The sequence below is a fragment of the Nocardiopsis terrae genome, assembly GCF_014651695.1.
In the GTDB taxonomy this organism is placed as follows: Bacteria; Actinomycetota; Actinomycetes; order Streptosporangiales; family Streptosporangiaceae; genus Nocardiopsis; species Nocardiopsis terrae.
Window position 1 is genome coordinate 124,648 of record NZ_BMXJ01000001.1, and the last position, 22,728, is coordinate 147,375.

General features: G+C 69.0%; 18 protein-coding genes and 1 tRNA gene. 6 read left to right on the plus strand and 13 right to left on the minus strand.

Annotated elements, in window-relative coordinates:
* Window positions 1-407: 407 nt before the first annotated feature.
* The 6 genes from IE195_RS00625 to rplJ form a co-directional block, all read right to left on the minus strand.
* Window positions 408-3,068: a hypothetical protein gene (locus IE195_RS00625; RefSeq protein ID WP_191266668.1), complete on the minus strand. Its 2,661-nt coding sequence runs from the start codon at window positions 3,066-3,068 to the stop codon at window positions 408-410.
* A gap of 148 nt (window positions 3,069-3,216) precedes the next feature.
* Window positions 3,217-7,095: a DNA-directed RNA polymerase subunit beta' gene (locus tag IE195_RS00630; RefSeq protein ID WP_191266670.1), complete on the minus strand. Its 3,879-nt coding sequence runs from the start codon at window positions 7,093-7,095 to the stop codon at window positions 3,217-3,219.
* 34 nt (window positions 7,096-7,129) lie between these two features.
* Window positions 7,130-10,597, minus strand: coding sequence for a DNA-directed RNA polymerase subunit beta (gene rpoB, locus IE195_RS00635; protein ID WP_191266674.1), 3,468 nt, complete (start codon window positions 10,595-10,597; stop codon window positions 7,130-7,132).
* A 54-nt stretch (window positions 10,598-10,651) separates the two neighbouring features.
* On the minus strand, window positions 10,652-10,813 hold the full coding sequence (locus IE195_RS00640) for a hypothetical protein (RefSeq protein ID WP_191266676.1): 162 nt from the start codon (window positions 10,811-10,813) through the stop codon (window positions 10,652-10,654).
* A gap of 608 nt (window positions 10,814-11,421) precedes the next feature.
* The gene (rplL, locus tag IE195_RS00645; RefSeq protein WP_191266679.1) at window positions 11,422-11,808 is read right to left on the minus strand and encodes a 50S ribosomal protein L7/L12; all 387 of its coding nucleotides are present in this window, start codon (window positions 11,806-11,808) and stop codon (window positions 11,422-11,424) included.
* Window positions 11,809-11,905: 97 nt separating this feature from the next.
* Window positions 11,906-12,433, minus strand: coding sequence for a 50S ribosomal protein L10 (gene rplJ / locus IE195_RS00650; RefSeq protein WP_191266683.1), 528 nt, complete (start codon window positions 12,431-12,433; stop codon window positions 11,906-11,908).
* Window positions 12,434-12,938: 505 nt separating this feature from the next.
* Here rplJ and IE195_RS00655 point away from each other — a divergent pair.
* On the plus strand, window positions 12,939-13,796 hold the full coding sequence (locus IE195_RS00655) for an SCO4651 family lipoprotein (protein WP_191266695.1): 858 nt from the start codon (window positions 12,939-12,941) through the stop codon (window positions 13,794-13,796).
* A gap of 172 nt (window positions 13,797-13,968) precedes the next feature.
* On the opposite strand, the gene rplA is transcribed toward IE195_RS00655, so the two are convergent.
* From rplA to IE195_RS00680, 5 genes are all read right to left on the minus strand, one after another.
* Window positions 13,969-14,646 carry a 50S ribosomal protein L1 gene (gene rplA / locus IE195_RS00660; protein WP_191266697.1) on the minus strand — a complete coding sequence of 226 codons (678 nt, stop codon included), beginning with the start codon at window positions 14,644-14,646 and terminating at the stop codon, window positions 13,969-13,971.
* A gap of 88 nt (window positions 14,647-14,734) precedes the next feature.
* On the minus strand, window positions 14,735-15,163 hold the full coding sequence (gene rplK / locus IE195_RS00665; RefSeq protein ID WP_191266699.1) for a 50S ribosomal protein L11: 429 nt from the start codon (window positions 15,161-15,163) through the stop codon (window positions 14,735-14,737).
* Window positions 15,164-15,445: 282 nt separating this feature from the next.
* Entirely contained in the window at window positions 15,446-16,267 is an 822-nt protein-coding gene (gene nusG, locus IE195_RS00670; protein WP_191266701.1) for a transcription termination/antitermination protein NusG, read from the minus strand.
* 199 nt (window positions 16,268-16,466) lie between these two features.
* The gene (gene secE, locus IE195_RS00675) at window positions 16,467-16,721 is read right to left on the minus strand and encodes a preprotein translocase subunit SecE (protein ID WP_191266703.1); all 255 of its coding nucleotides are present in this window, start codon (window positions 16,719-16,721) and stop codon (window positions 16,467-16,469) included.
* Between the two features lie 100 nt (window positions 16,722-16,821).
* A tRNA-Trp gene (locus IE195_RS00680) sits at window positions 16,822-16,894 on the minus strand.
* 250 nt (window positions 16,895-17,144) lie between these two features.
* On the opposite strand from IE195_RS00680, the gene IE195_RS00685 reads away from it, so the two are divergent.
* Window positions 17,145-18,353 carry a pyridoxal phosphate-dependent aminotransferase gene (locus IE195_RS00685; protein WP_191266705.1) on the plus strand — a complete coding sequence of 403 codons (1,209 nt, stop codon included), beginning with the start codon at window positions 17,145-17,147 and terminating at the stop codon, window positions 18,351-18,353.
* A 116-nt stretch (window positions 18,354-18,469) separates the two neighbouring features.
* On the plus strand, window positions 18,470-19,519 hold the full coding sequence (locus IE195_RS00690) for an adenosine deaminase (protein WP_191266707.1): 1,050 nt from the start codon (window positions 18,470-18,472) through the stop codon (window positions 19,517-19,519).
* Between the two features lie 120 nt (window positions 19,520-19,639).
* Here the strand turns inward: IE195_RS00690 and IE195_RS00695 are convergent, their stop codons facing one another.
* Window positions 19,640-19,966 (minus strand): rhodanese-like domain-containing protein, encoded by a 327-nt coding sequence (locus tag IE195_RS00695; RefSeq protein WP_191266710.1) that lies wholly within the window; start codon window positions 19,964-19,966, stop codon window positions 19,640-19,642.
* Window positions 19,967-20,078: 112 nt separating this feature from the next.
* Between IE195_RS00695 and IE195_RS00700 the strand changes: the two genes are divergently transcribed.
* Entirely contained in the window at window positions 20,079-20,687 is a 609-nt protein-coding gene (locus tag IE195_RS00700; RefSeq protein ID WP_229826041.1) for a TetR/AcrR family transcriptional regulator, read from the plus strand.
* A 187-nt stretch (window positions 20,688-20,874) separates the two neighbouring features.
* Complete coding sequence (locus IE195_RS00705) at window positions 20,875-21,252, plus strand: hypothetical protein (RefSeq protein WP_191266717.1); 378 nt, start codon at window positions 20,875-20,877, stop codon at window positions 21,250-21,252.
* A 106-nt stretch (window positions 21,253-21,358) separates the two neighbouring features.
* On the opposite strand, the gene IE195_RS00710 is transcribed toward IE195_RS00705, so the two are convergent.
* Complete coding sequence (locus IE195_RS00710) at window positions 21,359-21,952, minus strand: TMEM165/GDT1 family protein (protein ID WP_191266719.1); 594 nt, start codon at window positions 21,950-21,952, stop codon at window positions 21,359-21,361.
* Window positions 21,953-22,415: 463 nt separating this feature from the next.
* Here IE195_RS00710 and IE195_RS00715 point away from each other — a divergent pair, with 463 nt between their 5' ends.
* The gene (locus IE195_RS00715) at window positions 22,416-22,688 is read left to right on the plus strand and encodes a hypothetical protein (RefSeq protein WP_191266721.1); all 273 of its coding nucleotides are present in this window, start codon (window positions 22,416-22,418) and stop codon (window positions 22,686-22,688) included.
* Window positions 22,689-22,728 lie beyond the last annotated feature (40 nt).

Below are 22,728 nucleotides of genomic sequence, written 5' to 3' on the forward strand. Positions count from 1 at the left end.
ATTTCCCGAAACTCCCCGACCCCCGGGGTCGGGCGTGTCGCGCTTGTTCCCACGCATGGCGGATGGCGCACACCCGGCCGTAAGGCCGATTCACAGGAGGGGGTTCACATGCGCCGCGCGCCTTGCGTCCGTCCTGTGGAGGACTGGGGCGCCGCACACGCACGTGTGACCCGTCGACTCACGGGCACAATCACACAGGCTACCGCTTACCGAACAGGCGGTCAAAACGGTGTGCGACATGGCGAGACAAGCGGAACCGGTTCTCGCGTAGCCGTGGGTCACCCCTAGTCTACGCGCTTCCAGACTCGTTTCGCCCCATGTTCTCCCGCCGGGGGGCGGGCGGAGGGCCGTAAAAGGGCAACGGCCGCTCCCAGGGGGTCAATTGTCCCCCGGAAGCGGCCGGGAAGCTACAGCGCGAACCAGATCGCGACGGAGATCACCGTCACCAGGATGCCGATGACCGCGAAGACGGTACCGGTGGTGATCAGACCCAGCCCGTCGAGTGTGCCGCGCGACTCACGGATCGTCCTCTTGGCCTTGGGGCCGGTGACGAACAGCGCCAGGACCGCGGTGATCACACCGAGCCCCGGGAGCAGCGAGGCCACACCCAGCCACAGGGTCAGGTTCGCCCCGGGCTCGGTGTCGGCCAGGAAGTCGACGCTGTCGTAACCGGGGTAGGCGTCGCCCACGTCCCCGCCCAGGGGCGCGTCGTCGAAGCCCGGGAAGTCCGCGGCGATCCGGTCCCGGCGCCGCCGGGACTGCCTGGGCCGTTCCGGCATCCCGTAGTCCGCGGGGGTGAAGCCGTCCTCGTAGTCCGACTCCTCCTCGCGGAGCTCGTCCTCGGCGGCGCGTTCCCGAAGGGCCCGGTCCACGGGCGGCGGCACCGCCCCCAGGTCGGAGGGGACCCCGGGCGCCACCGTCTCCTGTTCCTCCGGCGGACCGTCGAGTCCGTCGCGGGCCCGGTCGTCGTAACCGTCCCCGTATTCGCCGTATTCGACGCCGTCGTCGAGCCGGTCGTCGTAACCGTCCCCGTCCTCGTGGACCCGGTCCGGGTAACCGTCCCCGCCGGAGGCGGCCCCGCGCTCGTCGTAGCCCAGCTCGTCGTAGCCCCGGGGCTCCTCCCGGTCCCAGGAGGCCCGGGTCCCGGCGGACCAGTCCTGACGGGCTCCGTCGTCGAAGCCGCCGGGATCGGCGGGCCCGTCGAAGGAGGGCGCCGTGAACATCTGGGTGGAGCCCTCGCCCCCGCGCCAGGAGCCGTCCTCGGCAGCGGCGGCGGAGCCGCCCCAGGAGGGCTGGTCCAGGGGGTGTTCGTCCGGGACCGGCCGACCCCACGACGGCTCCTCGGCCGGCGGCGCGTCCCAGGAGAGCTCGTCCCGCGCGGGTGCGTCCCACGGGCGCTCGTCCCACCCCTGGCCGGGGCGCTCGTCCCACCCCTGACCGGGGTCGGGCCCGTACTCCTCCTCCGCGCCCGGGTCCTCCTTGGCCCTGGCCCGCGACTGCATGTCGGCGATGGCCGCCAGGGGGTCCTCGGATGTGGCTACGGCCGCGGACAACTCGCCCGTGTCGGGCCCGCCGTCCCGCTCCCCCGCGGGTTCCCCGGCGGGGACGGCGGTCCAGTCGGTGTCAGCGCCCCAGTCGGTGAAGGAGGGCTCCTCCGGGGCCGTGTCGCGGCGGCGGCGCTCGGCGTCACGGACCACGTCGGGCAGGCGGGGATCGTCGCGGTCGAAGGCCCAGGTGTTCCCGCTCCCGCTGCCGATCCCGTCCTGTTCGGCGGAGGCCGCTTCGGGCGAGGGCGCGGAGAGCTCGTCCTCGTACCCGCCGGTCCGGTCGCGGGTGTACTGGTCGTGCGCCGGGAACTCGTCGAGCGGCGGCACGGGCCGGGGTGAGAGTTCGTCGTCGTACCGGTCAACGCCGTAGGAGGGGGCGGGGGCCGGGTCGCTCCACTGCCGGGTGGTCGGCTCGGCCCAGGGCTCGGTGGTGCCCGCGCCCCTCCAGACGTCACCGCTGTCCGGTACGGGGCTCCAGCTGTCCAGGCCGCCGGTGCCCTGCCACTGCTGCGGCTGGTCCCGGTCGGGCTCGGGCCTCCAGGTCTCCCCGGCCGCACCCGCCCAGGTGTCCTGCACGGGTTCGGGGGCCGACGGTTCGACCGCGGGGGCGGGCTCGGGCTCCGCGGCCGTCTGCGGCGCCCAGGAGTCCTCGACCGGAGCGGTCCAGCCGTCCTGCGCGGGTTCGGGGACGGAGGGCTCCGCTCCCCACGGTCGCGCGGCCGCGGCGGGCTCCGCTGCTGCCCGGTCGTCGCCCGCCGCCCGGGGCGCCTCGGCGGACCAGGTGCCGTTCACCGTTCCGGGCGCTTCGGCCGCCCACGGCTGCGCAGCCGGAGCGTCCGTGTCCGCTGCCCGGGGCGGTTCGGCTCCGGGTTCCTCGTCTGCGGGGGCCTCCTCGGGCTCCTCCTCGGCGGGCCGGGCGGCCCACGAGTCGTTCCCGCCCGCCGCCCAGCTGTCGTGGGCGGGTTCCGGAGCGGGTTCGGAGCCCTCCGGCGGCAGCGGGACCTCGGCGCTGGCGGCGATGCCCGGGTAGCCGCCGGTTACGGAGCTCTCCCGGGTCTCCACCGGCCCCCCGGTCTCCGCGGAACTCCCGGTCCGCGAAGGCCCCTCCGGCTCCGGGAACCCCCCGGGCGCGCCCAGCGGGTCGCTCTCCCCCGGGATCCGGGTGACCGGCTGGTAGGCCGCGCTCCCCGCACCCGGGTAGGAGATGCCCGGAACGTACGGGGACTCCCCTCCGTAGGTCGGCGGGGTCTCCTGCGGGGTCTCGGACGGGCCGCCCAGAGCGTCCGGGTAGGGCTCCACCATGGCCGGACGCGAGGCGCTCAGCCCCGCGTAACCCCCGCTGTCGGGGAAGACCGCACCGCCGGCGGGGGCGTCGCCGCCCTCCCCGGTGCCTTCCTCGCCCTCCAGGGGGTCCTGGTACTCCGACTGCGTGCGATAGCGGTTCTCACTGGGCTTGAACCACGAGTCCGCGTCCTGCTCGGACGACCGGTTCCCCGGTGCGTCCCCCCCGTTATCAGTCACTTGCCTGCTCTCCCGCCAGCGCCGTAGCGCCCTCTCCCCGTCCACACAGCGGTGTGCGGACCGACAACGACGAAACGGCGGCGGGGCCACCCCCGGTGTGGGGGTGGCTGACCGCCGCCGTCAGCTCAGCCAACGTTCAGGTTGACGCTTACCGGTTGTACGGCCCGAAGTCGTACTCCTCCAGGGGAACGGCCTCTCCCGATCCCTGACCGAAGGTGTACTCGCTGGGCTCCTCGTAACCGGAGACCGAGTACATCGAGGCCTTGGCCTCCTCGGTCGGCTCCACCCGGACGTTGCGGTACTGCGGAATTCCGGTACCGGCCGGGATGAGCTTACCGATGATGACGTTCTCCTTGAGGCCGAGCAGCGGGTCGCTCTTGCCGTGGATCGCGTTCTCGGTCAGCACCCGGGTGGTCTCCTGGAAGGAGGCCGCCGACAGCCAGGACTCCGTGGCCAGCGAGGCCTTGGTGATACCCAGCAGTACCGGACGTCCGGCGGCCGGCTGGCCGCCTTCGGACACGACACGTCGGTTGATCCGCTCGAACTTGGGCCGCTCGACCATCTCGCCGGGCAGCAGCTCGGTGTCGCCCGACTCCAGGATGTTCACGCGCTTGAGCATCTGGCGGACGATGATCTCGATGTGCTTGTCGTGGATGGACACACCCTGCGACTTGTACACCTCCTGGACCTCCGACACGAGGTGCTGCTGCACCGCGCGCGGGCCCTGGATGCGAAGCACCTCGTGCGGGTTGATCGCACCCTGGATGAGCTGCTGGCCGACCTTGACGTGGTCGCCGTCGCCCACCAGGAGCTGCGCACGCATCGGGACCGGGTAGGCGATCTCGTCCGTGCCGTCGTCGGGGATGACGACGATCTTGCGGCTCTTCTCGGTGTCGTCGATCCGGATCCGGCCCTCCATCTCGGAGATCGGAGCCATACCCTTGGGGATACGGGCCTCGAAGAGCTCCTGGACACGGGGCAGACCGTGGGTGATGTCCTGACCGGCCGAACCACCCATGTGGAAGGTACGCATGGTCAGCTGGGTACCGGGCTCACCGATGGACTGGGCCGCGATGATACCGATCGCCTCACCGACGTCCACCGGCTTACCGGTCGCCATGGAGCGGCCGTAGCAGGTGGTGCAGACACCGATCTTCGCCTCACAGGTCAGCGACGAGCGGATGCGCACGCGGGTGACCCCGTGTGCGACGAGCTTGTCGATGTTCTGCTCGGAGGTGTCGGACAGCGCCGGGAGCACGAGGTTGCCCTCGGGGTCCAGCGTGTCCTCGGCGATCGTCCGACCGAAACCGGTGTTCTCGACGTTGTGCTTGCGCACGACGACGCCGGCGGCGTTCTTCTCGCCGATCTCGTGCCAGAGCGAACGGTCGGTTCCGCAGTCGATCTCACGGACGATGACGTCCTGCGCGACGTCCACCAGACGCCGGGTCAGGTAACCCGAGTCGGCGGTACGCAGGGCGGTGTCGGCCAGACCCTTGCGCTGACCGTGCGTGGAGATGAAGTACTCCAGCACGGACAGGCCCTCGCGGTAGGAGGACTTGATCGGACGCGGGATCGTCTCACCCTTGGTGTTGGAGACCAGACCACGGATACCGGCGATCTGGCGCACCTGCATCGGGTTACCACGCGCACCGGACTGGACCATCATCCACACCGGGTTGTCGGCGGGGAAGTTGTCCTCCATGTTCTTGGCGACCTCGGCCGTGGCCTGGGTCCACACCTCGGTGAGCTCCTGACGGCGCTCGTCGTCGGTGATCAGACCGCGGTCGTACTCGCGCTGGATCTTGTCGGCCTTGCCCTCGTAGCCGCTGAGGATCTCGGCCTTGCGCGGAGGCGCGACGACGTCCTCGATACCGATGGTCAGGCCGGACCGGGTGGCCCAGCGGTAACCGGCGTCCTTCAGGGCGTCCAGGGTCGTGGCGACCTGGACCTTGGGGTAGTTCTCGGCGAGGTCGTTGACCAGGACCGAGACCTGCTTCTTGCCCACCTGGAAGTTGACGTACGGGTAGTCCACCGGGGTGGCCTCGTTGAAGAGGTACCGGCCCAGAGTGGTCTCCAGGACGTAGACGTCGCCCTGCTCCCAGCCCTCCGGCGGCGTCCAGTCCTTGGGCGCGGGAGCGCCGTCGGCGATACGCAGCCGGATCCTGGCCTGCAGGTCCAGGTCGCCCAGGTCGTAGGCCATGATGGCCTCGGCCGGGGAACGGAAGGCACGGCCCTCACCGGCTGCGCCGGCGCGCTCCGTCGTCAGGTAGTACAGACCGATGATCATGTCCTGGGTGGGCATGGTCACGGGCTTGCCGTCGGACGGCTTGAGGATGTTGTTGGTGGCGAGCATCAGCAGCCGCGCCTCGGCCTGGGCCTCGGCGGACAGCGGCAGGTGCACGGCCATCTGGTCACCGTCGAAGTCGGCGTTGAACGCCGTGCACACGAGCGGGTGGATCTGGATGGCCTTGCCCTCGACCAGCTGCGGCTCGAAGGCCTGGATACCCAGACGGTGCAGCGTGGGAGCACGGTTCAGCAGAACCGGGTGCTCGGTGATGACCTCTTCGAGGACGTCCCACACGACCGGACGGGACCGCTCCACCATGCGCTTGGCGCTCTTGATGTTCTGCGCGTGGTTCAGGTCGACCAGGCGCTTCATCACGAACGGCTTGAAGAGCTCCAGGGCCATCTGCTTGGGCAGACCGCACTGGTGCAGCTTGAGCTGCGGACCGACGACGATGACCGAACGGCCGGAGTAGTCGACTCGCTTACCGAGCAGGTTCTGACGGAAACGGCCCTGCTTGCCCTTGAGCATGTCGGACAGCGACTTGAGCGGACGGTTACCGGGACCGGTGACCGGGCGGCCGCGGCGGCCGTTGTCGAACAGCGCGTCGACGGCCTCCTGCAGCATCCGCTTCTCGTTGTTGACGATGATCTCGGGCGCGCCGAGGTCCAGAAGCCGCTTGAGGCGGTTGTTCCGGTTGATGACGCGGCGGTACAGGTCGTTGAGGTCGGAGGTCGCGAAGCGGCCACCGTCCAGCTGCACCATCGGACGCAGGTCCGGCGGAATGACCGGGATGCAGTCCAGCACCATGCCCATGGGGCTGTTGGTGGTGTTGAGGAACGCCGAGACGACCTTGAGCCGCTTCAGGGCGCGGGCCTTCTTCTGGCCCTTGCCGGTGCGGATGGTCTCCCGGAGCTTCTCCGCCTCCTCGTCCAGCTCGAAGTTGGACAGGCGGTCCTGGATGGCCTGGGCGCCCATGCCGCCGCGGAAGTACTTCCCGAAGCGGTCCCGCATCTCGCGGTAGAGCATCTCGTCACCCTCGAGGTCCTGGACCTTGAGGTTCTTGAAACGGCTCCACACCTCGTCGAGGCGGTCGATCTCGCGCTGGGCGCGGTCGCGCAGCTGCCGCATCTCGCGCTCGGCGCCCTCGCGCACCTTGCGGCGCGCGTCGCCCTTGGCGCCCTGCTCCTCCAGCTCGGCCAGGTCGGCCTCGAGCTTGCGGTGGCGCTCCTCGATGGTGGAGTCGCGGCGCTGCTCCAGGTGCTGCTTCTCGACCGAGATCCGGGCCTCCAGCGACTGGAGGTCGCGCTCACGGGCCTCGGTGTCCACCCACGTGACCATGTAGGCGGCGAAGTAGATGATCTTCTCGAGATCCTTCGGCGCCAGGTCCAGCAGGTAGCCCAGCCGGGAGGGCACGCCCTTGAAGTACCAGATGTGCGTGACGGGGGCGGCCAGTTCGATGTGGCCCATCCGCTCACGGCGCACCTTGGCACGGGTCACCTCGACGCCGCAGCGCTCACAGATGATGCCCTTGAAGCGGACGCGCTTGTACTTGCCGCAGTAGCACTCCCAGTCCCGGGTCGGACCGAAGATCTTCTCGCAGAAGAGTCCGTCCTTCTCGGGCTTGAGGGTGCGGTAGTTGATGGTTTCGGGCTTCTTGACCTCGCCGTGCGACCACTGGCGAATGTCGTCGGCGGTGGCGAGGCCAATCCGCAGCTCGTCGAAGAAGTTGACGTCGAGCACTTAATTCGTCCCCTGCTCTCGGATTCCGCGGAAGTTAGACCTCTTCGACACTGCTCGGCTCTCGCCTGCCCAGGTCGATTCCCAGTTCTTCCGCGGCGCGGAAGACGTCCTCGTCACTGTCCCGCATCTCGATGGACATACCGTCACTGGACAGCACCTCCACGTTCAGACAGAGCGACTGCATCTCCTTGATGAGCACCTTGAAGGACTCAGGGATACCCGGCTCAGGGATGTTCTCGCCCTTGACGATGGCCTCGTAGACCTTGACGCGGCCCACCACGTCGTCGGACTTGATGGTGAGCAGCTCCTGGAGCGCGTAGGCGGCACCGTAGGCCTCCAGCGCCCAGACCTCCATCTCACCGAAGCGCTGACCGCCGAACTGCGCCTTACCGCCCAGCGGCTGCTGGGTGATCATGGAGTACGGACCGGTGGAGCGGGCGTGGATCTTGTCGTCCACGAGGTGGTGGAGCTTCAGGATGTACTTGTAGCCGACGGAGATCGGCTCCGCGAAGGGCTCACCGGTACGGCCGTCGAACAGGCGGGCCTTGCCGTCGGTGTTGATGAGGCGGTCGCCGTCCTTGTTCGGGCGGACCGACTGGATGAGGCCGCTGAGCTCGTCACCGTGCAGACCGTCGAATACCGGCGTGGCCACACGCGAGTTCGGGTCGACCTCGGCGGCGCCGATCGCGTGCAGCGACTTCTGCCACTCCTCCTCGACACCCTCCACCAACCAGCCGTTCTTGGCCAGCCAGCCCAGGTGGACCTCCAGTACCTGACCGACGTTCATTCGGCCGGGGACGCCCAGCGGGTTGAGGATGATGTCGACCGGGGTGCCGTCCTCCAGGAAGGGCATGTCCTCCTGGGGCAGGATCTTCGAGATGACGCCCTTGTTGCCGTGACGGCCGGCGAGCTTGTCACCGTCGGTGATCTTGCGCTTCTGGGCCACGTAGACGCGGACCATCTCGTTGACGCCGGGGGCGAGCTCGTCGCCCTCGTCGCGGCTGAACACCCGGACGCCGATGACCTTGCCGGTCTCGCCGTGCGGCACCTTCAGGGAGGTGTCGCGGACCTCGCGGGCCTTCTCGCCGAAGATGGCGCGGAGCAGGCGCTCCTCCGGGGTCAGCTCGGTCTCGCCCTTGGGCGTGACCTTGCCGACGAGGATGTCGCCGTCGACGACCTCGGCACCGATGCGGATGATTCCCCGGTCGTCGAGGTCGGCCAGGACCTCCTCGCTGACGTTGGGGATCTCGCGGGTGATCTCCTCCGGGCCCAGCTTGGTGTCGCGGGCGTCGACCTCGTGCTCCTCGATGTGGATCGAGGAGAGGACGTCGTCCTGCACCAGGCGCTGGGAGAGGATGATCGCGTCCTCGTAGTTGTGGCCCTCCCAGGACATGTACGCCACGAGGAGGTTCTTGCCCAGCGACATCTCGCCCTGGTCCGTGGAGGGACCGTCGGCGAGGACCTGCTTGGCCTCGATCCGCTGCCCCTCGTACACGATGGGGCGCTGGTTGAAGCAGGTGCCCTGGTTGGAGCGCTGGAACTTGCCCATCCGGTACGTCTTGCGCGTGCCGTCGTCGGCCATCACGGTGACGTAGTCGGCGGTGACGTCCTCGACCACGCCGGCCTTCTCCGCGACGATGACCTCACCGGCGTCGGTGGCGGCGCGGTACTCCATGCCGGTGCCGACGAAGGGCGACTCGGCGCGGAGCAGCGGCACGGCCTGGCGCTGCATGTTGGAGCCCATGAGCGCACGGTTGGCGTCGTCGTGCTCCAGGAACGGGATCATGGCGGTGGCGACCGACACCATCTGGCGCGGCGACACGTCCATGTAGTCGACCTCGTCGGTGCTGACCTGCTCGAACTCTCCGCCCTTACGGCGGACGAGCACGCCGGCCTCGGCGAAGGTGCCGTCCGGGTTCATCGGCGTGTTCGCCTGCGCGATGACGTAGAGGTCCTCCTCGTCCGCGGTGAGGTAGTCGACGTGGTCGGAGATGCGACCGTCGATGACCTTGCGGTACGGGGTCTCCACGAAACCGAAGGAGTTCACGCGACCGTAGGCGGCCAGCGAGCCGATCAGACCGATGTTCGGTCCCTCGGGCGTCTCGATCGGGCACATGCGGCCGTAGTGGGACGGGTGGACGTCCCGGACCTCGAAGCCCGCGCGCTCACGGGACAGACCGCCCGGACCCAGCGCCGAGAGGCGGCGCTTGTGGGTCAGGCCCGCGAGCGGGTTGGTCTGGTCCATGAACTGGGACAGCTGCGAGGTGCCGAAGAACTCCTTGATGGAGGCCACGACGGGGCGGATGTTGATCAGGGTCTGCGGCGTGATCGCCTCGACGTCCTGGGTGGTCATCCGCTCACGGACGACGCGCTCCATCCGGGCCAGACCCAGGCGGACCTGGTTCTGGATGAGCTCGCCGACGGTGCGCAGGCGGCGGTTGCCGAAGTGGTCGATGTCGTCGGTCTCGACCGGACGGGGACCGAGGGCGGTCTCCTTCTCGACCTCGCCCGCGTGCAGGCGGACCAGGTAGTCGATGGTGGAGACGATGTCCTCTTCGGTGAGGGTGCCCTGCGTGAAGTCGGTGTCCAGGCCGAGCTTCTTGTTGATCTTGTAGCGACCGACCTTGGCCAGGTCGTAGCGCTTGGGGTTGAAGTACAGGTTCTCCAACAGCGCCTGGGCCGACTCCTTCGTGGGCGGCTCTCCGGGGCGCAGCTTGCGGTAGATGTCCAGCAGCGCGTCGTCGGTGCCCGCTGTGGGGTCCTTCTCCAGGGTGTTGCGGATCGACTCGTACTGGCCGAAGCGCTCCAGGATCTGGTCGGTCGTCCAGCCCAGCGCCTTGAGCAGGACGGTGACGCCCTGCTTGCGCTTGCGGTCGATGCGGACGCCGACGAAGTCGCGCTTGTCGACCTCGAACTCCAGCCAGGCACCGCGGGACGGGATGACCTTGCAGCCGAACAGGTCCTTGTCCGAGGTCTTGTCGACGGACTTGTCGAAGTAGACACCCGGGGAACGGACCAGCTGGGAGACGACTACGCGCTCGGTACCGTTGATGATGAAGGTGCCCTTGACGGTCATGAGCGGGAAGTCGCCCATGAACACCGTCTGGCTCTTGATCTCACCGGTGTCGTTGTTGATGAACTCCGCCGTGACGAACATCGGGGCGGAGTACGTCATGTCCTTGTCCTTGCACTCCTCCTCGGAGTACTTGGGCGGCTCGAACCGATGGTCGCGGAACGACAGCGACATCGTGCCCGAGAAGTCCTCGATCGGACTGATCTCCTCGAAGATCTCTTCGAGACCGGACTGCTCCGGAACGTCCTTGCGGCCAGCGTTACGGGCCGTCTCGACCCGGGTCTTCCACGTGTCGTTGCCCAGCAGCCAGTCGAACGACTCGGTCTGCAGGGCCAGAAGGTTGGGAACCTCGAGGGGCTCCTGGATACGGGCGAAAGAAACGCGGTGCGGACCAAGGGCGTTAGCGGAGGCGTTGCGCGAGGCTGCCAACAGGGGTCCTTCCGAAGGCTTGTGGCGGTTGAAGCGCGCACGCCAGACGATCCGTCACGAGAAGTACCGCCGCAACGCGGTTGAGACGGTCACATCGATCGGGTTCGGGCTTTCCGGATCCAGCGAAATGGGATGGCGGAAACCGAACACCGATACAGGGATCACCAAAGGGCAGCGCAAAAGAGCAGTGTAGCCGAACACCACACCGCTGTCCACTCACGGTCCACAGCGCCACTCACGACACCGGCAGGATCACCCGTGGAGGGCGATCCGTCAAGCCCGCCCCTCGTGCACCGGCGCCCCCGGCGGGGTGACTCCGGTCCGGGTTCCGACCGACGGCCGTCCCCGGGGGGAGGCCCTGGACCATCAGGGTGAAACAGCGCGCCTGCCCTGGCCCCTCGGGGGATGTGAGCCAACGGACACCCGGAAAGGTTCCCCCGCCCGAGGCGGGTAAACACTCTCCCCGTGCCCCGTCAAGATTCCCGGGACGGGAGGTTATCGCGTCCAGAGGACAGTTCGCACACGCGGGCTCGGCGGATTCCGCCCCGGACCGCCCCAGCTTCGCACACCACCCGGCGCACGGCAGGTCAGACACGGCGCCGTTCATGACATACGGGACGTCGGACCGTGCGGTCGACGGACGTTCGGTCCCCGTTTCCGGCCCGCGGGCCCGGGATCGTCGACGGACCGGATCCCCCGGTACCGTTCCGCCCCACGCCCGGAGGGGGCGTCAGCCCTCCCAGGACACAGGAAAGCGGCCGCCCCTCCCGGAGGAGGGACGGCCGCTTCACGCAGACCAGCGGGCATCTGGGGCCCGCAGAGGACTACTTGAGGGTGACGGAGGCGCCAGCGCCCTCAAGGGCGGCCTTGGCCTTGTCCGCGACATCCTTGCTGACGCCCTCGAGGAGCGGCTTCGGGGCGTTGTCGACGAGGTCCTTGGCCTCCTTGAGACCCAGGCTCGTGAGGCCGCGGACCTCCTTGATGACCTGGATCTTCTTGTCGCCGGCGCCCTCGAGGACGACGTCGAACTCGCTCTGCTCCTCGGCCTCCTCAGCGGCGCCGCCGCCGGCGGGGCCGGCAGCGACGACGGCGGCCGGAGCGGCAGCGGTGACGTCGAACTTGTCCTCGAACAGCTTCACGAACTCGGAGAGCTCGAGGAGGGTCATCTCCTCGAACGCGGCAAGCAGGTCCTCGTTGCTGAGCTTCGCCATGGTGCGATCTCTCTTTCTCTAACGACACGCGCGCCCAACGGCGCATCGTGCGAGCCAGTGGCCGGGCGCCGTCGGCACCCGCCGTGGTTCATGGGGTTTAAGCGGCTTCCTCGGAACGCTTGTCCGCCAGGGCCTGCGCGAGACGCACAGTCTTGGACGGGAGCGCCTGGAAGACGGCGGCGGCCTGGCCCTGCTTGGCCTTGAGCGCACCGGCCAGCTTCGAGAGGAGAACCTCTCGGGACTCCAGATCGGCCAGCTTGGTGACGTCCTCGGCGCTCATCGACTTACCGTCGATGAGGCCGCCCTTGATCACCAGGGGCGAGTTCGCCTTCGCGAAGTCACGCAGACCCTTGGCGGCCTCGACGACGTCCCCGCGGACGAAGGCGATGGCGGACGGGCCTTCGAGCAGATCAACGATCTGCTCGTCGACTCCGGCCTCCTTGACCGCGAGCTTGGTCAGCGTGTTCTTGACGATGCGAAAACGCGCTGTCTGACCGAGGCTGTTACGCAGTTCAGTGATCTGCGCAACAGTGAGCCCCCGGTATTGGGTCAGCACGGCGCCGTTCGACTCACGGAACTCGTCCGAGAGTTCGGCGACCGCGGCTGCCTTGTCCGGCCTCGCCATGGGACTCCTTCCAACAGTGAACGCTGGTTGGTTCCCAAGGACTCCACGATCGGCGTCAGCACGAGAAAAAGCCCCGAGCGCGAGGCGCACGGGGCACGACCGCGTTCTCAGAGCGTGGCTTGCACGCACCGGAACGGGAAAGCTCTGGTGACACCTGCGCGGGCGCCCATCAACGGGTCCTTGGGTCACCCGAGCGGGTGACGACCAGCGGTCTTCGGCAATTACCAATGCTAACGGACGAATGGGGGTGCTCGTCCAATCGGGGCCGCACACGGGGGTGATCCACACCTCATCCGCCCGGACCGGAACCGCCCCGCAGCAGCAAGAGGGGGAGGTGACATCACCGCTCCGTGAGGAACGGACACCGATCACGCCCGCCGACGGAACGCGATACCGGTAATGTCCGTCGAAGGTGGGAACATCGAGTCACAACTGACGGGCGCCCCCGCTCTCCGACGCGCCCCGTTTCCCCCGTCTCCCCCATCGAAGAAAGTGAACACTTCCCTTGAAGACCCGTACCCCGGCCTTCGTGGCCGCCGGTTCCCTGTCCCTGGCCCTCGCCCTCACCGCCTGCGGCAGCGACGCAGCCGAGGAGGAGACCACCGAGGCCGCGGCGGAGGAGGGGCAGGGCGACGACAAGAAGAGCACCATCGAGGACCTGCTCGGCAGCCTCGGGGACAACACCGACGAGCTCACCAACTACACCCTCACCCTCGACACGACGGAGTCCGACCCCGACGTGGGCGAGATCGAGGCTGGCCTGGTCTACGAGGTGATGGACGACCCCGAGGCCGTCCAGACCACCATGAACGTGCCGCTCCTCGGCGAGATGATGTTCGAGTTCATGTCCATTGGCGGCGAGCTGCCCGCCGACCTCACCGCCGAGGACCTGGGCACCTTCATCTTCATCACCGAGGAGGGCCAGGACCCGCTGGTCGCGGACCAGCACGGTCTCCAGGGCGACAGCCCCTGGCTCCGCAACAGCCCGGACCAGATGGAGCAGGACCCGGACGACTTCTTCGACCTCGAGTCGTTGCCCGATCTCGCCAAGGCCCTGGCCGAAGTCGACCAGGCCGAGGAGACCGGCACCGAGGCGATCGACGGCGTCGAGACCACGGTCGTCGAGGGCTCCATGACCGCCGAGGACCTGGACGGGCTCACCTCCGAGCAGAAGGGTGTGCTCGAGAAGCTGATGGGCGGCGACGTCACCGGGGCCCTGAACGTCACCCTGTGGATCGACGACAACGGCTTCCCGATGCGCATGGATCTGTCCGATGACAAGGCCGACGCCTCGATGGCGTTCTCCGACATCGACTCGACCTCCTTCGAGATGCCGACCGAGGACCAGATCGGCACCGCGTGACCGCACACACCGCGTAACCGCATACGCCGACGGCCCCCGTCTCCGCGAGGAGGCGGGGGCCGTCCGCCGTCCCGGATCAGGGACCCGGACAACAGGAGGGCCCCGGCCCGCCGGCTCGCCGTCCGGGGACGGCGGCGGTCGGGGCCGGGGCCCGCAGGATCAAGCAGGCGTGTCAGGCCTCGAGCGGAATGCTCGGACCCATCGTGGTGGTGACCACGGCCTTCTTGATGTAGCGGCCCTTGGCGGCGGACGGCTTGAGGCGGTTGACCTCGTCGATCGCGGCCCGGTAGTTCTCCAGCAGCTTGGGCTCCTCGAAGGAGACCTTGCCGATGATGAAGTGCAGGTTCCCGTGGCGGTCCACGCGGAACTCGATCTTGCCGCCCTTGATGTCGGTCACGGCCTTGGCCACGTCCGGGGTGACGGTGCCCGTCTTGGGGTTGGGCATGAGGCCGCGCGGACCGAGCACGCGGCCGAGGCGGCCGACCTTGCCCATGAGGTCCGGGGTGGCCACGACGGCGTCGAAGTCGAGGAAGCCGTTCTGGACCCTCTCGACCATCTCGTCGTCACCGACGATGTCGGCGCCAGCGGCACGGGCCTGCTCGGCACGCTCACCGGTCGCGAAGACCAGGACCCGAGCGGTCTTGCCGGTGCCGTTCGGCAGGTTCACGGTGCCGCGGACCATCTGGTCGGCCTTGCGCGGGTCGACGCCCAGGCGCAGGGCGACCTCGACGGTCGCGTCGAACTTGACCTTGGTGGTCTCCTTGGCCAGCTTCACGGCCTCGGCGGGGCTGTAGAGCCGGTCGCGGTCCACCAGGTTGTCGGCTTTGCGGTGGTTCTTGCTGCGCTTCACGCTGTTCTCCTAAGGGAACGTGTGGTCCTAGGGCCAGCGCCTGGCCCTGCCACTGTGGTTCTTGCCGTCGAGCAGCCCCGAGGGGGAGCTACTTGACCTCGATGCCCATCGAGCGGGCGGTACCGGTGACGATCTTGGCCGCGGCCTCGATGTCGTCGGTGTTGAGGTCGGGCAGCTTGGTCTGCGCGATCTCACGGACCTGGTCGGCGGTGATCGAACCGGCGGTGGTGCGGCCCGGGTCGGTGGCGGCCTTGTCCAGACCGGCGGCCTTCAGGATCAGCCGCGGCGCCGGGGGCGTCTTGGTGATGAAGCTGAAGGAGCGGTCCTCGTAGATGGAGATCTCAACGGGGATGACGCTGCCGCGCTGGGCCTCCGTAGCAGCGTTGTACTGCTTGCAGAAGTCCATGATGTTGACGCCGTGCGGACCGAGAGCGGTACCGACGGGCGGCGCCGGGGTCGCCTGACCGGCGGGGAGCTGCACCTTGACGAGTGCGGCAAGTTTCTTCTTCGGAGGCATATCGGGTCCTTTGCCTGATCTGCGTTGTGTGCCGGCCCCTGCCTCCCTGACGGCACCGCGGGGTCACGGGACCACGGCGGAACCGCTGCCGAAGGAGGCTGCCCGCGTTCGGGTACGGGGTACCCGGGCGCGGAGTCACGGCCCGTCGGGACCGGACGGGCCGGAGCGTGTCCCGCCTGGGCGGGGCACGCGACAGTGGGTCCGCCCATCACAGGGCGGACCCACCAAGTCTACGTCGCCCGGACAGTGGTCCGGGCGGGGTGTGGGGAAGACCCCACGGGGTCAGATCTTGGCGACCTGGTTGAAGGAGAGCTCCACCGGGGTCTCACGGCCGAAGATCGACACCAGCACCTTGAGCTTCTGGGTGTCGGCGTTGATCTCGCTGACGGTAGCGGGCAGGGTCGCGAACGGACCCTCCATGACCGTGACGGACTCGCCGACGTCGTAGGCCACGTCGGAGCGGGCCTCGCCGCCGCCGGAACCCTTGACCTGCTGGGTCTGCTCCGGCTCCTCCTCCGGCTCGGGGGCCAGGAGCTTGGCCACCTCGGTGAGGCTCAGCGGGGCGGGCTTGTTGGACAGGCCCACGAAACCGGTGACACCGGGGGTGTTGCGGATGGCCGACCAGGACTCGTCGGTCAGGTCCATGCGGACCAGGACGTAGCCGGGCAGGACCTTCTCGGTGACCTGCTGGCGCTTGCCGCTCTTGACCTCGGTGACCTCGTGCTCGGGCACCTCGACCTGGAAGATGTACTCCTCCATGTTGAGGGACTGGGTGCGGCTCTCGACGTTGGCCTTGACCCGCTTCTCGTAACCCGCGTAGGTGTGCACGACGTACCAGTCGCCGGGCAGCAGGACGAGCTCGTTCTTGTACTCCTCGACGGGGTCGAGGCGGGGCAGCTCGGGCTCGGCCTCGGCTTCGTCGGCCTCGGCGTCAGCGGCCTCGTCGGTGCTCTCAGCGGCCTCTTCGGCCAGCTCCGGGCTGTCGGCGTCGGTCTGCTCGACCGTTTCCTCGGACAGCTCGCCCGCCAGGCCGGTCTCTTCCGCCGACGACTGATCCGGCTCCTCTTCGGGGAAGTCGTCAGAGGTCAGTGGGGACTCGGACACGGCTGCTCTTTCTCTCGTCGGATTCGCTAGTGCGTGCGACGCACACCGAACAGGCCGTGCGTCGAACCCAGTTCTGCCAGCTTACGGTCTTTCCGGGCGACGCGGGACCAACGCGCGGACGAGCGGGGGCGGAACGGCCGTGGAAACGGCCGCCGACAGGGGCGCCAGCGGGGTTCACCCGAGGCGCGGCCCGGGGCTCCTAGGCGCCCGCGGGGCGGCCGAAGGTGCTGTAGAGCCAGGTCACGGCCTCACCGAAGGCGAAGTCCAGAAGGGAGACATAGGCGAGGACGATCACGACGAACACCAACACGACGATGGTGTAGGTGACGAGTTCCTTGCGCGTGGGCCAGCGGACCTTGCGCAGTTCCCCGACGACCTGCTTGGTGAACGTCACCGGACCGGTACGACGCTTCGGCTCCTTGTCGGGCTTGGCGTCGGCGTCAGTCTGAGTCACCTGGGGTCCTTAGGGTCGCGGGCTGCTTCGTATCCCCGTAGTTCCGTTGTCTCCGCGGCGGGGCGGCGCTGAACGCCACCCCGCACCACGTGCGGACTTGCAGGGCAGGAGGGACTCGAACCCCCAACCGCCGGTTTTGGAGACCGGTGCTCTGCCAATTGAGCCACTGCCCTTGAGCGGAAACTGCGCTCCCCACCATAGCCGGTTCTGAGTGCTGTCGCACACCCTCGGTGGTGTGACACCTGCATAACGACGAACCGACGCGAACGAGTGTACGCCCTCCACGCTGCTCGGGCCAAACCGTTGACGGCGGGCCCGGCCGGGCGCCCGGACCCCGGGTCCGGCACCCTCCGGGGACTTCGTCCGGCGGGACGGGGCCTTCCCCCGCCACCGGCCCCGGGGCACACATGACAACATAGGAGCATGACTGACCGACCCCGTATCTCTGCACGTATCAGCGCCATCTCCGAGTCCGCCACCCTCGCGGTGGACGCCAAGGCCAAGGCCATGAAGGCGGAGGGCCGTCCCGTCATCGGCTTCGGCGCGGGTGAACCGGACTTCCCGACCCCCGACTACATCGTCGAGGCCGCGGTGGCCGCGGCCCGTGAGCCGCGCTTCCACCGCTACACCCCCGCCGGCGGCCTTCCCGAGCTGAAGAAGGCCATCGCGGAGAAGACCAGGCGCGACTCCGGTTACGAGGTGGAGCCTGCTCAGGTCCTGGTGACCAACGGCGGGAAGCAGGCCATCTACGAGGCCTTCGCCGCCATGCTGGACCCGGGCGACGAGGTCATCGTCATCGCCCCGTACTGGACCACCTACCCCGAGTCGATCAAGCTCGCCGGCGGTGTCCCGGTCTTCGTCGTGACCGACGAGAGCACCGGCTACATGGCCGGCGTCGAGCAGCTCGAGGCCGCGCGCACCGACCGCACCAAGGTGCTGGTGTTCGTCTCCCCGTCGAACCCGACCGGTGCCGTCTACCCGCGCGAGCAGGTCCGCGCCATCGGCCGGTGGGCCGACGAGCACGGCCTGTGGGTACTGACCGACGAGATCTACGAGCACCTGGTCTACGGCGACGCCGAGTTCTCCTCGCTGCCCGTCGAGGTCCCCGAGATCGCGGACCGCACCGTCATCGTCAACGGCGTCGCCAAGACGTACGCGATGACCGGCTGGCGCGTGGGGTGGATCATCGGCCCGAAGGACGTCGTCAAGGCGGCGAGCAACCTCCAGTCGCACGCCACCTCGAACGTCGCGAACGTGTCGCAGGCCGCCGCCCTGGCCGCCGTCTCCGGCGACCTCACCGCGGTCGAGGAGATGAAGAAGGCCTTCGACCGCCGCCGCAGGACCATCGTGCGGATGCTCAACGAGATCGACGGCGTCCTCTGCCCCGTTCCCGAGGGCGCGTTCTACGCCTACCCGTCGGTGAAGGGCGTCCTGGGCAAGGAGATCCGCGGACGCAAGCCGCAGACCTCCACCGAGCTCGCCGAGGTCATCCTGGAGGAGGCCGAGGTCGCCGTGGTGCCCGGTGAGGCCTTCGGCACCCCCGGCTACCTGCGCCTGTCCTACGCGCTCAGCGACGAGGACCTGGCCGAGGGCGTGAGCCGCATCCAGAAGCTGTTGGCCGAGGCGAAGTAGCCCCGCCCCCTCTGACGACGAACGCGCCCCGGGTCATCGGCCCGGGGCGCGTTCGTCTCATGTGGTGTTGGCCATTCCCGGCGCGGTGGGTGCCCTTCATGCGGCAGGCTTACGTCATGGAGACACCGACCACCGCTCGCCGACTGGACCGGCTGCCCAAAGCACATCTGCACCTGCACTTCACCGGCTCGATGCGCCACGACACCCTGGTGGAGCTCGCCGCGGAGCGGGGCGTGCACCTGCCCCAGGCCCTGGCCAAGGAGTGGCCCCCCAAGCTGAGGGCCACGGACGAACGTGGCTGGTTCCGCTTCCAGCGCCTCTACGACATCGCCCGGTCCGTGCTGAGAAAGCCCGAGGACATCTACCGCCTGCTGCGTGAGACGGCCGAGGACGAGAGAGCCGCCGGTTCCCGTTGGCTGGAGATCCAGGTCGACCCCAGCGGCTACGCGGCGCTCTTCGACGGGCTGACCGCGACCCTGGAGCTGATCCTGGACGCCGCCCGCGTGGCCGAGCGCGACACCGGGGTGTCCATCGGCCTGATGGTGGCCGCCAACCGGACCAGGCATCCGCTGGACGCCCGGGCGCTGGCCCGGCTGGCCCGTCAGTACACGGGCAGGGGCGTGGTCTCGTTCGGGTTGAACAACGACGAGCGCCGGGGGCGCGCCCGCGAGTTCGAGGCGGCGTTCCGGATCGCCAGGCGGGCCGGGCTGCTATCGACCCCGCACGGCGGGGAGCTGAACGGGCCCCGGAGCGTGCGCGAGTGCCTGGACGAGCTGGCCGCGGACCGGATCGGCCACGGGGTGCGGGCCGTGGAGGACCCGTACCTGCTGGAGCGGATCGCCACCCAGGAGGTGACCCTGGAGGTGTGCCCGACCTCCAACGTGAGCCTGGGGGTGTTCGAGGAACTCGACCACGTGCCGCTGCGCAGGCTGTACCAGGCCGGGGCGCCGATCGCCCTGGGCACCGACGACCCGCTGCTGTTCGGCCCCAGGCTGGTGGAGCAGTACCAGATCGCCCGCGAGGTCTTCGGGTTCTCCGACCCCGAGTTGGCCGACCTGGCCCGGATGTCCGTCCGGGGCGCGGGTGCTCCCGACTCCCTGAAGAAGGAACTGCTGTCCGGGGTGGACGACTGGCTGGCGGGCGAGCCGGAGCCGGTCGAGGGCTGAGCCCGCGCCCCGAACCGGCGACGCGGGCGTCCCGTGCGGTCCTCCTCCAGCGCTCCGGTTCCGACGGCGGTGCGGGGCAGGGGCTCCGTCGGCCGACCCTGCCCCGACGGACCGGGCGGGTCAGCCCTTGTCGACGGGCAGACCGGCCCCCGCCCAGTCCTCGATACCCTCGCGGTACTTGCGGACCCGGGTGTAGCCGAGTCCCTCCAGGGCGGTCGAAACGGCCTGGCTGTTGCCGCACGCGGGGTTGGAGCAGTACACGGCGATGAGGGCGTCCTTGTCGGGGAGCAGTCCCGCCGCCTTGTCCGCGACCTCGTCCGCGGTCAGCGGAAGCGCGCCGGGCAGGTGCTGCTGCTCGTAGTAGGCGCCGCCCAGGGCGTCCAGGACGGTCACGGTGCCGTCGTCGATGTGCTTCCTGAGTTCGTCTCGGCTGATCAGCGCTGTCATGTCACTCTCCCTGCCGGACCGTGGTCCGGCCTCCACGAAAATCGGACCGAAGTCCGCTTATGGCCGCGAGCCTAACCGGACTTGAGTCCGCTTGTCTAGTAGGATGGTGCCCGTGAACGACGAACTGCTCCAGGTCCTGCGCCGGCCGCCCCAGGAACGCGCCGACGCCGCCCGCAACCGGACCCGCCTGCTGGAGGCCGCGGCCCGGCTCTTCGCGGAGGGGGGTGTGGAGGCCCTGACCGTCGACGCGGCCGCCCGGGCCGCCGGTGTGGGCAAGGGGACGGTCTTTCGCCGGTTCGGCGACAAGTCCGGGCTGGTGGCCGCCCTCCTGGACCAGCGCGAGCGCGAACTCCAGGAGGCGATCATCTTCGGCGAGCCGCCTCTGGGTCCCGGGGCGCCCGCGCGCGAGCGGGCCCTGGCCTTCTTCGACGCCTACCTGGGTTACCTGGCCGACCACCTGGACCTGGTCCGGCTGTCGGAGACCGCCGCGCCGGGCGCCCGCTTCCGCATCGGCGCCTACGCGTTCTGGCACCGGCACCTGGCAATCCTGTGCGCGCACAGACCCGATCCCGACCACCTCGCCCACCTGCTCCTGGGGACGGTCGCCGCCGACCTCAACGCCGAACTGCTCAGACAGGGGCTGGGGTGGGACCGGATCCGCGCGGGGGTCGCCTCGACCGTCGACGCCCTGGTCGGCCCCTCGTCACCGGAGGCCCCCTGAAAGGGCGGGTCGGACGGACGCGAGGAGCCGGAGGCGCCCCGGAGCCGATGGAGCGCGTACCGGGTTCCGGCTGGCTCCGGCCGGAACCGGCCTCCGTCGGCAGGGATGGCCGTGCGGCGCAGCGGGCATCAGAGGGGAAGCGCGTCCGACCTCTCGGCGGTCGGCGCACGGGTGGCTGGAGGCCCCTATGCCCGTTCCCCTCATCGCCTGGGCAGTCGTCGCGGGCGGTGCCGCCGTCACGACGTACGTGGTGCGCAGGATGTCGAAGGACGAGGACTTCGCCCAGAGGGTCCGCAAGATCAGGAACGCCGCGGGCGAGGCCGCGGGACAGGTCGCGGGCGAGCTCGCCGGCAGTGCGGTGGCCGTGTTCGAGGCGGCTGAGCTCCTGAGGATGGAGGAGCAGGTCGCCATGCAGCACATCGACAGGATGGCCGCGAAGGCGGAGGACGAGGAGTGGAGGCGCTTCACGACCTCCCTGGAGACCTGGACGGCCAACCCCGACGTGAGCGAGGAGACCAGAGCCCTGGCCGGACGCCTGCGCATGTACGCGGGGCGCGTGAGGTGACCGGACAGTTCCCCGCCCGGGGTCGTGTGAGGGGCCCGTCCGGAACGGCGACCGTTCTCCGGACGGACCCTGCCAGTCCGGCGACCGCACGGATCGGGGCGGGGGCTCAGGCGAGGAGCATCCAGGCGCCCTGGACGAGCATGGCCGCGCCCGCGGCGAAGAACAGCACCGCGGCCCCGATCTGGATGGCCCTCTCCGGGAGCTTCTTGCCGAGTACGGCCCCGAGGGCGATGGCGATCGCGTCGGCGGCGACCATGCCGACCGTGGAGCCGATCCACACCGGGAGCCAGTGGTGCTGCGTGCCGACGGTGATGGTGGCGAGCATGGTCTTGTCACCGAGTTCGGCGACGAGGAAGACCACGAAGACCGTCATGAAGCCCGAGCGGATCCGGCGGGAGGCGGCGCGCTCCTCGTCCTTGGCGGTCATCTCGTCGCCGCGCAGGGTCCAGGCGCCGAAGAGCAGGAACGCGATGCCGGCGGTGAGGGTGAGCCAGTCGGTGGGGATCGCGGCGCCGAGGAACTCGGCGAGGAAGACGCTGCCCAGGTGGACCGCCGCGGTGGCGGCGGTGATGCCCAGGAGCACCGTGAGGACCCGGTGGCGGGTCGCCAGCGACATCGCGACGAGTTGGGTCTTGTCGCCCATTTCGGCGACGAAGATGGCGAAGGCGCTCACACCGAGGCCGACCATAAAAGCTGACATGCGCTGCTCCCGCTGTCCGTGATGGGCAGAAGGAGGCGGAGGACGCCCCTTCAACCCGGTCGTTTCCTACCGGGTCAAAGGTCTCGTCCGCCCCGAACACCGAGGGGCTTGCGCTCCGCTCAGCTGCGCTCAGTCGGGCTCACACGGCCGGGGCTCCGGGCCCAGTATGTCGACCGTGCGGATTGGGGACTACTCCCCTTCGACAGGGAAGACATTACCAGAACCATTTTCCATTGCAATTTATTGCCCTGTCGAATTCATTCAGCAGCCTTGCCTTAAAAAGGTGTTTGGCGCACCCAACTCAATTCTTCGCCCTTTTGTTCCTGCTGGGCGGGGCTCACAGGCAACACCCCAGGTCAACCACGGGGTCCCCTGATGCGTCACACTTCAGAGACCACTCCCGTCCCCCACCCGAGGAGAGTCCCCCATGCGCAGGAACCCGTCAGTCGCCGTCGGAGCAGTAGTGGCAACACTCCTCGTGACCGCGTGTTCAGGACACAGCTACGGCCAGGACGAGCACCGCGAAACCATCGAGGCCTACGGGGTCAACGTCCGGGACATGGACTCCGTCACCGAGAGGTTCGAGTCGGCCTGCGGCACCGAGGACCCCCAGGCCTGGACCGACGACTACATGAATCAGGGCAGCGACGCCGGACTGCTGATCGTCGGTGTCGAGCAGATGTGCCCGGACCGGGTCGGGGAGTTCGAGCAGGCCCTCGAGAAGCACGGCTGGTAGCCGGCCGGAGCCCGGCACGGGCCCCGGCCATGGGTGGCGG